The following is a 10,828-nucleotide window of genomic DNA, read 5'->3' as shown; positions in this document are numbered from 1 at the left end:
GCTGTCACATCTTTCTCGGACCGCCTGGATCTCGACTCTCATCCACGTGGGACTTCGAAACAGACCCTAGACGACCAGGGTGACGATCCGGCCCGGCACGACGATCGACTTACGCAACTGACGACCGTCCACATAGGACGAAACGGCCGGGTCGGCCAGCGCCGCGGCCAAAACCGCGTCGGAGTCGGCGTCTGCCGCCACCTTCACCCGGCCGCGCACCTTTCCGTTGACCTGCACCGGATAGGTGACCTCGTCGGCGACCAGCCATTTCTCGTCCGCGACGGGAAAGTCGACGAAGGTCAGCGTCTGGGCGTGACCCAGCCGCGACCACAGCTCCTCGGCGATGTGCGGCGCCAGCGGCGCGGTCATCAGCACCAGCGGCTCGACGGCCGCGCGCGGCGCCGCGCCTTCCCTGGCCGCCACCGCGGTCAGCCGGTTGGTCAGCTCGATCAGCTTGGCGGTCGCGGTGTTGGCCTTCAGGCCGGCGTAATCCTTGCGTACGCCGTCGATCGTGCGGTGCAGCAACCGCTGCGTCTCGTCGTCGACCGCGGCGTCGCTGATCTTCAGCCCACCGGTCTGCTCGTCCACCAGCAGCCGCCAGACCCGCTGCAGGAACCGATACGCGCCGACCACCGCGCGGGTCTCCCACGGACGCGAGGTCTCCAGCGGACCGGTGCTCATCTCGTACACGCGGAACGTGTCGGCACCGTAGGCCTGGCAGATCTCGTCCGGCGTGACGACGTTCTTCAGGCTCTTGCCGATCTTTCCGTACTCGCGCGCCACTTCCTCGCCGGCGTAGAAGAACTTTCCGTCCCGTTCCTCGACCTCGGCGGCCGGCACGTACTGGCCGCGGCTGTCCTTGAACGCGTACGCCTGGATGTAGCCCTGGTTGACCAGCCGGTGGAACGGCTCGGCGCTGGAGACGTGGCCCAGGTCGAACAGCACCTTGTGCCAGAACCGCGAGTACAGCAGGTGCAGCACGGCGTGCTCGACACCGCCGACATACAGGTCGGCACCGCCGACGTCACCGTCGTGGCGCGGCCCCATCCAATACTTTTCGACCTCCGGATCGACCATCGCGTCGTCGTTGGTCGGGTCCAGATAGCGCAGCTCATACCAGCAGGAGCCGGCCCACTGCGGCATCACGTTGGTCTCGCGCCGGTATTTGCGCGGACCGTCGCCCAGATCCAGCTCGACCTCGACCCAGTCGGTCGCCTTGCCCAGCGGTGGTTCCGGCATCGAGTTGGCGTCGTCGTCGGCGTATGTGCGCGGCGAGTAGTCGTCGACCTCCGGCAGCTCGACCGGCAGCATCGAGGCCGGCAGCGCGATCGGCAGACCGGTCTCGTCGTACACGATCGGGAACGGCTCGCCCCAGTAACGCTGGCGGCTGAACAGCCAGTCGCGCAGCTTGTACTGGACCGTGCCCTCGCCGGCGCCGCGCTGCTCCAGCCACTCGATGATCGCCGCCTTGGCCTCGGTGACCCCCAGGCCGTTCAGCGAGATGCTGTCGTTGGCCGAGTTGATCGCCGCGCCCTCGCCGACGTACGCCTCGCCGTCGAAGCCGGCCGGCGGCTGGACCGTGCGGATGATCGGCAGGTCGAAGACCTTGGTGAAGTCCCAGTCGCGCTGGTCCTGGCCCGGCACCGCCATGATCGCGCCGGTGCCGTAGCCCATCAGGACATAGTCGGAGGTGAAGATCGGGATCCGCGTGTCGTTGACCGGGTTGACCGCGTACGCGCCGGTGAAGACACCGGTCTTGACCTTGGCCTCGGTGCGGTCCAGCTCGGTCTTGCGCGAGGCCTCCGACTGGTAGGAGGTGACCGCGTCGCGTGGCGTCGCGTGGCCGCCGGTCCACGACTCCTTCGTGCCGTCCGGCCAGGCCGCCGGCACCAGCGTCTCCAGGATCGGATGCTCCGGCGAGACCACCATGTAGGTGGCGCCGAACAGCGTGTCGGGCCGCGTCGTGAAAACGGTCAGCGGACCCGCGTCATCCCGATCGGCAACAGCGAAATGGACCGAGGCGCCGGTCGAGCGGCCGATCCAGTTACGCTGCATGATCTTGACCGGCTCCGGCCAGTCCATCCGGTCCAGGTCGTCGATCAGCCGGTCCGCGTACGCGGTGATGCGCATCATCCACTGCGTCAGGTTGCGCTTGAAGACCGGGAAGTTGCCGCGCTCGCTGCGGCCGTCGGCGGTGACCTCCTCGTTGGCCAGCACCGTACCCAGGCCAGGACACCAGTTGACCGGCGCGTCCGACCGGTAGGCCAGCCGATAGCCGTCGACGATCTCGCGCCGCTCGACCTCGGTCAGCGCCGACCAGGCCCGGCCGTCCGGCACCAACCGCTCACCGGCCTCGAACTCGGCGACCAGCTCGGCGATCGGACGTGCCTTGTTTTGCTTCTTGTCGAACCAGGAGTTGAAAATCTGGACGAAAATCCACTGCGTCCAGCGATAGAACTCGACGTCGGTGGTCGCCACCGACCGGCGGTCGTCGTGACCCAGCCCCAGCCGGCGCAGCTGCCGGCGGAACGCCATCACGTTGTCCTCGGTGGTCTTGCGCGGATGCGTGCCGGTCTGCACCGCGTACTGCTCCGCCGGCAGGCCGAAGGCGTCGAAGCCCATCGTGTACAACACGTTGTGGCCGTTCATCCGCTGGAAGCGGGTCAGCACGTCGGTCGCGATGTAACCCAGCGGATGGCCCACATGCAGGCCGGCGCCGGACGGGTACGGAAACATGTCCAGCACGTACATCTTCGGCCGGCCGACCAGGTCGACCCCGCCGGGTCCCACCGTCGGCTCGGCCATCGGCCCGGTCGGGTTAGGCGCGTGGAAGGTGCCTTCTGACTGCCAGCGATCCTGCCAACGGCTCTCGATCTCACTGGCCAGCGCGGCGGTGTACCTGAACGGCGGCACGTCCTGCTCAGCCGTCTCGGCTGGCTCGACAGCGGGTTCGGTGCTCATCTCTACGCTCGTTCCTCTTGCTCGTTAGGGGGAACACTCCAGACACGAAAAAACCCCTCACGCATGAGGGGTCGCCGCACCGGGTCTGCCGGCGCGGCTAGGTAAGGAGCAGTCCGTATGCCGCCATATAGCCACTGTACTCCCCTGTTCCAGTGAGTTTTCGGTGAGGTCAAGGGGCGGGAGTGGTGTGGTGTAGAGGGGAGGTTGTTGAGGCTGTGAGTTTGCGGTGGGCAGGGGTTGCGGGGTGCCGCGAGTCGCGGCGGGGAGGTGCGTCTCCTGTTTGTTGCGGTGGGAGGTGGTTGCGTTTTCTGATTGTTGCGTTGGGTGGGTGGCGGGTTCGCCTGTTTGGTGCGTTGGGTGGGTGGTTGGGTTTTTCGCCTGCGCGGCGGGCGCACCTACGCGGCGAGCGACCTCAAGGGAGGGGCGCATGGACGCCAATCGGTGTGCATAGGGGGCAGCAACCCGTCGGCATGCACGCCAAACGATCGTGCTGTAGCGGCTGACTGCGTAATACTTGTTTAACAAGACATCAAAACGGACATCTGTTACAGCCAAGCGATCACAGCAGCATTACCAGCCTCAGTAGTCACACCCGCCACAGCTTCTGGTGATCGCTGCGGTGTGAAGGCCTTGTTTCTTGCGTCCAACGCTAGTAACTCGACATTCATGCCATCCGCGATCCTCGCAATCCAGGCATTTAGCGTTACACATACTCTCGAATCCCACATAGTGGACCTTGCTGCCACAGACCGGGACGCCATGGCACCTCCGGCGCCCTAGCCACACTCCTGGTCCGGTTTATCCGTTCTCCCCCGTCGGCGAGCTTTGCTTGAGCACATGTGCTCATCCTCCGGACGCCGGCGGGGGAGAACGGACAAACCGGACCACACCACAAACACAACCGCACCCGCGGCACCCAACCCAACCAACAGCGAAACCCCGCGCGCCCCTCCCCTTGAGGTCGCCCTCCGCGCAGGAGCGCCCGCCGCGAAGGCGCCACCACCCCCAAACGCAACAAAAATGAGAACCCAACCCTCCAAACGCAACAATCATGAAAACCCAACCACCCCAAACGCGACAACCAGGAAAACCCAGCAACTTCCCAACGCACCAAACATGAAACCCAACCCCATATCACCGCGTAAGCACGATGGACCACCAGCAGAGTGGGACAATCAGGCGATGGTGGCGAACTGGCTCGGCTACGGCCTCGGTATCGCGTTGGCGGTGCCGGTGGTGGTGATCGCGCTGCGCCAACGCCGCTGGTGGAGCTGGCTGAAGTTGGCCGGGCTCGCGCTGCTCGTGGTTGCGGCGACGCGGCTGGTTGGGGCGCCTGCTTGGGTGGTGGCGGTCGGGGTATACCTCGGACCACCGGTGCTGGTGGCCGGGTTGCTGAGCTGGCGGCTCAACGTCGACGCCGGTTGGTTCGAGCGGAAGCGTACGGCCGCTGACCAGGGCTGATCACGAACAGCAAACAGAATACGGAACTGCGCTGCCACCTCACACGTACACCTGCAAGGATTGACGCGCACCGCTCACAGGTAAGACACAGCACGTTTTCACATAAAGGAGTCCGGCCCAACCGGCCGGAAGGGGGCCGACACGGCGCGGCCAGCGGGAGGAGTTAGACGGTGACTCACGGCATGCTCGACGAGTTCGAGCCCCGGCTGGGCCAGACAGCCGCACAGAACGGTCACCCGGTCGGCCACGCGGCGGTCGGACACGCCAATCTCGGCCACTCGGCCGGCGCGGTCGTGGCGACGCACAACGACCTCGCCGAGGCGGCGCAGCGGATCGTACGCAACATCGAGAAGGTCATCTCCGGCAAGACCTCGACGGTCCGGCTGGCGCTGGCCGTGCTGCTCGCCGAAGGCCACCTGCTCATCGAGGACGTGCCCGGCGTCGGCAAGACGATGCTGGCCAAGGCGATGGCGCGGTCGATCGACTGCTCGGTACGCCGCATCCAGTTCACCCCCGACCTGCTGCCGACCGACGTGACCGGCGTGAACGTCTACAACCAGGAGACGCACGACTTCGAGTTCCGGCCCGGCGCGGTGTTCGCCAACCTGGTCGTCGGCGACGAGATCAACCGTGCCTCGCCCAAGACGCAGTCGGCGCTGCTGGAGTGCATGGAGGAGCACCAGGTCACCGTCGACTCCACGACCTACCAGCTGCAGAGCCCCTTCATGGTGGTCGCGACACAGAACCCGATCGAGATGGAAGGCACCTATCCCCTTCCGGAGGCGCAGCGCGACCGGTTCACCGCGCGGATCGCGATGGGCTATCCGGCGCCGGACGCCGAGATGGCGATGCTCGACCAGCACGGCACGACCGACCCGCTGGCCACCCTCGGCGCGGTGTCCGACGCGGCGCAGATCCGGGCGATGATCGACGTCGTACGCCGCACGCACGTGTCCGACCCGGTGAAGCAGTACGCGGTCGAGCTGGTCGCCTCCACCCGTCAGCATCCCGACCTGCGGCTCGGCGCGAGCCCGCGCGCGACGCTGCACCTGCTGCGCACGGCCCGCGCGGCCGCCGCGCTGGTCGGCCGCGAGTACGTGCTGCCCGACGACGTACAGACACTAGCCACACCGGTCCTGGCGCACCGGTTGCTGCCCAGCTCGGAGGCCCAGTCGCACCGCCGGACGGCCGAGCAGATCGTGCACGACCTCCTCCGCCGCGTCCCGGTGCCCACGGCCCGAGCGCACTGATGTTCGGCGCGCTGCGTGGACTCACGTTGCGTGGCCGCAGCTTCCTGGCCGCCGGGCTGGCGAGCCTGGGGTGCGCGCTGGTGCTCGGTGAGAACGACCTGCTGCGGGTGGCGATCCTGCTGATCGCGCTGCCGCTGCTGTCGACGGTCGCGGTGGCGCGTACGCGCTATCTGATGTCCTGCCGCCGCACCCTGGCGCCGGACCGGGTGCCGGCCGGCAAACCGGTCAAGGTCACGCTGACGGTGGAGAACACCTCGCGGCTGCCGACCGGCGTGCTGCTGCTCGAGGAGCAGCTGCCGTACGCGCTCGGCAGTCGGCCGCGGTTCGTGCTCGATCGGCTCTGGTCGCGGCAGTCGGCCCGGGTGAGCTACCAGGCGCGCGCCGACGTGCGCGGCCACTACCAGCTCGGCCCGCTGCAGGTGCGGGTCACGGACCCGTTCGGCCTGTGCGCGCTGAACAAGTCGTTCACTGGCACCGAGCGGCTGTCGGTCATCCCGGCCGCCAAGCCGCTGCCGGCCGTACAGCTGAACGGCCAACGGCAGGGCACCGGCGACAACCGGGGTCGTACGGCCGCCGTGCACGGCGAGGACGACGCGGCGACCCGCGAATACCGGATCGGCGACGACCTGCGCAAGGTGCACTGGCGCTCGACCGCGCGAGTCGGCTCGCTGATGGTCCGCCGCGAGGAGCAGCCGTGGCACAGCCGCGCCAGCCTGCTGCTGGACACGCGCGCCAACGGCCACCGCGGCGACGGCCCCGGCTCCAGCTTCGAGTGGTCGATCTCGGCGATCGCGAGCATGGCCGTGCATCTCTACCGGCGCGGCTACACACTGCGTACGGTCACCGACGTCGGCGCGGACGTGGAGACGACCCGGCACACCACCGACGGTCCGCTGATGGACCTGCTCGCCGGCGTACGGCTGTCGCACCAGCGCCACTTCACCGACGGCATCACGCACCTGCGCAAGCACGGCGGCGACGGCTTCCTGATCGCCGTGCTCGGCCTGCTCGACGACGAGGCGGCCGGTGAGCTGGCCGCGCTGCCGGCCGGCGGCCGGCCGTGCGTCGCGCTGCTGATGGACGCCACCACCTGGACCAGGCAGGCCGGCGAGGCCGAGGCCATGGCGACCCGCAAGACGTACGAACAGTCCGCGCACACGCTGCGCGGCGCCGGCTGGCGCGTCGTGGAGACGCGGCACGGCGAGCCACTGGACAAGCTCTGGCGACAGGCGACCGGACGCTACAACCAGGTCGGCGGGCTGCTGGACGTGCCGTCGGCCACCGGGATCGGAGGACCCCGCTGATGCCCGGCATGTCCGCGCTGTCCTGGCAGCTGCGCCGTACGGTCGTGGTCGCCGTCGCGGTGATGCTCTCAGCGCTCGCGCTCGGTCCGATCTTCGCCTCGCTGTGGGGTTGGTTGCTGCCGGTGCTCGGCGCGGTCGCGGTCGTCGCCGCCTTCGCCGCGCTGTCCCGGTCGATCCGCATACCGGTGTGGCTGCAGCCGGTGTTCGTGCTCGTCGGCCTGCTGCTGTACGCGCTGATCGCGCTGGTCCGCGACGGCAACTGGTTCGGCGTCATCCCGACCCTCGAGTCGCTGAAGATGCTCGCGTACCACGCCAGCAACGGCGTCAGCGACATCGTCGCGCAGACCACGCCGGCGCAGACCACGGCTGGCCTGGTGCTGCTGACGGCGATCGGCGTCGGGGTCGTCGCGATGGTGGCCGATGTCGCCGCCGTGACGATGCGCAAGCCGGCGCTGGCCGGCCTGCCGATGCTGGCGCTCTACGCCATCCCGGTCTCGGTCACCGGCTCCGGCCTGCCGTGGCCGCTGTTCGTGATCGGCGCGGCCGGCTATCTGTGGCTCATCTCGACCGACCACCGCGACCGGATCCGCGGCTGGGGACGGATGATGCGGCCGGCCCGCCAGTCGAGCCTGGACGGCCGCTCCGACGAGGTGTCCAGTACGCCGATCGGCGCCGCCGGCCGGCGTATCGGCCTGATCGGCATCGCGGTCGCGGTGCTGATCCCGCTCGTCCTGCCGACGCTGCCCGGCGCCAACCTGCCGGCGCTGCTCGGCGGAGCCGGCTGGAACGGCCCCGGCACCACCAACGCCACGCTGATCAACCCGATCGCGGACCTGAAAGGCCGGCTCAACCAGACCAACAACAACGAGCTGCTGAAGGTCACCACGACCGAGAACCAGCCGCACCAGTCGCTGCGGCTGACCACGCTCGACGTGTTCAGCGACCGCACCGGCTGGCAGTCCAGCAAGCGTACGGTCAACGCCTCGAGCAGGGTCAACAGCGACATGCCGGTGCGCGACCTCGGTCCGGACCTCCCCAAGCACACGGTGACCAGCACGGTCCAGATCGTGGACCTGACCGACTCGCCGTATCTGCCGATCTATCCCAACCCCAGGTCGATCGACGTCGACGGTGACTGGCGCTATGACGCCGAGGCCGGCTCGGTGGTCAACCCGTCCGGTGGTCACACCGGCGACGACCGCGACTACAAGCTGACCAACATCGTCCCGGACGTGCTCTCCTCGGACTCGATCGCCGACGTCAAGGCGGCGCTGCGCAACGCTCCGGAGCTGCCGAGCACCAGTCCGGTCATGCGTGCCTACACCGGACACGTGAAGCCGATCCCGATGGTCCAGCAGATCGTGAACCAGACGATCAAGGGCAAGAAGACCTGGTACGACAAGGCGTACGCGCTGCAGAAGTACTTCGGCCCGGAGAACGGCTTCAAGTACAGCACGCAGACCAAGGACGGCAACTCCGGCGACGACCTGGTCAACTTCCTCAACAACAAGGAAGGCTTCTGCGTCCAGTACGCGGCCGCGATGGCCTACATGGCGCGGCTGGCCGGCCTGCCGTCCCGGGTCGCCATCGGCTTCACCATCGGCACCTCGCTTGGCCAGCACACGTACTCGATCCGCGCGCACGACGCCCACGCCTGGGTGGAGGTCTACTTCAGCGGCGTCGGCTGGGTGACCTTCGACCCGACCCCGCCGGACGCCAACACCAACCGGCTGGCGCTGCCGTGGACGCAGCCGGACCCGGACAATTCGCCGACCGGCGGCACCACGCCCGACGCGCAGCCCACCCCGAGCGCGTCGGCGGCCGGTCCGGCCAACAGCCAGGGCCACGCGCTGGAGGACCCGTACGACCAGGACGGCGCCGGCGGTTCGCTGGACACTGGACCACCGGCGTACGTCTGGTGGCTGCTCGGCGTCGCGGTCGCGATCCTGCTGGTCATGCTGCTGCCGGCGGTCGTACGCGCGCGTACGCGCCGGCGGCGGATGGCACGAGCTCGCGGCGGCACGCCCGTGGAGGCGGCGCACGCCGGCTGGGACGAGATCCTGGACACCGCGACCGACCTGCAATATCCGTTGGACGTCACGGAAACTCCACGTGGTACGGCGGAGCGGCTGAGCTCGGAGGCGGGCTTCGACGACGCCGGTGTGGCGGCGATCGACCTGCTGGCCAGCGCTGAGGAACGCGCTCGCTATGCTGCCGCGGCCGATGCGCCGGCCGGGGTCGACACGGCCGCCGCCACGGTCGGCCGCCAACTCCGGCGCGCGGTTTCCAAGCGCCGCCGCTGGCGCGCCACGCTCCTCCCCTCGTCCGCGATCGCGCGGATGTCGGAGCGCAGCTCGCGCTGGAGCGAGGCGATGGCGGAGCGAGTGTGGCGGATCAGGCGCGCGTTCGGTCACGTCCTGCCGGGACGCGGCTAACCGGGCCGGCGGCGGCCGTGTCCGGTCGCCTGCTCGAAGGCGTGGCCGACCTTGAGGAGCTCGAGGTCGCCGCGCCAGCCGCCGACCAGCTGTACGCCGACCGGCAGTCCGTCCGCGGTGAAGCCGCCGGGGACGGACAGCGCCGGCAGGCCGGTCGCGGAGATGTCGGTGCAGGACCGCATCCAGTCCAGGTAATGCGGAGTTTGCACGCCGTCGATCTCGGTCGGATATTCCAGGTCGACATCAAACGGCGGCAGCTGGCTGACCGGCAGCAGGAGCACGTCGTAACGCGCGAAAAACTCACGTACGCGGCGATAGAGCACGGTGCGCTGCTCCTCCGCGGCCATGATGTCCAGAGCCGACAATCGCCGGCCGTCGGCGACGTTTTCACGTACGGTCCGCTTGACCAGCTCCGGATGCGCGTCGACGTTCGGTCCGAGGTCGTAGGCGAAGGCGGCGGCTCGCAGCGCACGGAAACTCTCGTTGGCGCCGGACAGGTCGACGCAGTCCTCCATCACGGTCGCGCCGAGGCGTTCGAAGACCGCGGCCGCGTCGGTGACCACGGCGCGTACGGCCGGATCGACCGGCAGGTTTTGGCCGAGGTCAGTGGAAAACGCGACTCTCAGGCCGGTGACGTCACGGTCCAGCGGACCGGCGAAGACCGAGCCCGGCTCTGGCAGCGACAGCGGCGAGCGTACGTCCGGACCGGCCATCACCGACAGCGTGAAAGCGGCGTCGGCGACCGTACGCGCGATCGGGCCGTCGACCGGCAGCCACTTCCAGCCCAGCGCCGACGGATACGCCGGCACGCGGCCGGCAGACGGCCGGAAGCCGACGACATTGCAGAAAGCTGCCGGAAACCGCAGCGAGCCACCGAAGTCGCTGCCGTCGGCGATCGGCTGCATGCCGGTGGCCACCGCGGCCGCCGCTCCACCGCTGCTGCCACCGGCCGACCGGTCCAGCGCGTACGGGTTGCGCGTCGCGCCGAAGACCTGGTTGAAGGTGTGCGCGCCGGCGCCGAACTCCGGCACGTTGGTCTTACCGATGCTCACGACGCCGGCCGCGCGCAGCCGCGCCACCACCAGGTCGTCGATCTCCGGCACGAAGTCGGCGAAGATCGGCGATCCGAAGGTCGACCGGATGCCGGCGGTCGAGTTGGTGTCCTTGTGCGCCACCGGCACGCCGTGCAGCGGTCCGAGGAACTCACCGCTCGCGGCCAGCTTGTCGGCCTCCGCGGCCTTCGCCATCGCTTGGTCGGCGACGAGCGTGACGATCGCGTTGACCGTCGGGTTGACCCGCTCGATCCGCGCCAGGTGCGCGTCCAGCACCTCACGAGCGGACAGCTCGCGCGCACGCAGTGCAGCGGTCAGCGACCGTACGGTCAGACAACAGATCTCGTCCGGGTCGGACACCTGGC

The 10,828-nt window shown here is 68.8% G+C and carries 6 protein-coding genes; 4 read left to right on the top strand and 2 right to left on the bottom strand.

The annotated features are described in order from the left end of the window. Positions 1-66 precede the first annotated feature (66 nt). A complete protein-coding gene (gene leuS / locus GNX95_RS02565) occupies positions 67-2,961 on the bottom strand; it encodes a leucine--tRNA ligase (RefSeq protein WP_163505534.1) in 2,895 nt (964 codons plus the stop codon). 1,182 nt (positions 2,962-4,143) lie between these two features. Here leuS and GNX95_RS02560 point away from each other — a divergent pair. The 4 genes from GNX95_RS02560 to GNX95_RS02545 all read left to right on the top strand — a co-directional run bounded on the left by GNX95_RS02560 (position 4,144) and on the right by GNX95_RS02545 (position 9,411). Further along, the gene (locus tag GNX95_RS02560; protein ID WP_163505533.1) at positions 4,144-4,422 is read left to right on the top strand and encodes a hypothetical protein; all 279 of its coding nucleotides are present in this window, start codon (positions 4,144-4,146) and stop codon (positions 4,420-4,422) included. A gap of 170 nt (positions 4,423-4,592) precedes the next feature. Then, positions 4,593-5,672 (top strand): AAA family ATPase, encoded by a 1,080-nt coding sequence (locus GNX95_RS02555; protein ID WP_222853353.1) that lies wholly within the window; start codon positions 4,593-4,595, stop codon positions 5,670-5,672. Next, positions 5,672-6,976, top strand: coding sequence for a DUF58 domain-containing protein (locus GNX95_RS02550; RefSeq protein WP_163505532.1), 1,305 nt, complete (start codon positions 5,672-5,674; stop codon positions 6,974-6,976). Before GNX95_RS02555 ends, GNX95_RS02550 begins: the two co-directional genes overlap by 1 nt. Further along, positions 6,976-9,411, top strand: coding sequence for a transglutaminase TgpA family protein (locus GNX95_RS02545; protein ID WP_163505531.1), 2,436 nt, complete (start codon positions 6,976-6,978; stop codon positions 9,409-9,411). Before GNX95_RS02550 ends, GNX95_RS02545 begins: the two co-directional genes overlap by 1 nt. On the opposite strand, the gene GNX95_RS02540 is transcribed toward GNX95_RS02545, so the two are convergent. Next, positions 9,408-10,823, bottom strand: coding sequence for an amidase (locus GNX95_RS02540; protein WP_163505530.1), 1,416 nt, complete (start codon positions 10,821-10,823; stop codon positions 9,408-9,410). The genes GNX95_RS02545 and GNX95_RS02540 overlap by 4 nt on opposite strands. Positions 10,824-10,828: the final 5 nt, after the last annotated feature.

Source organism: Fodinicola acaciae (genome assembly GCF_010993745.1).
Classification (GTDB): Bacteria; Actinomycetota; Actinomycetes; order Mycobacteriales; family HKI-0501; genus Fodinicola; species Fodinicola acaciae.
Note: the sequence above shows the minus strand (reverse complement) of the source record. Positions and strands in the feature narration are given on the sequence as shown.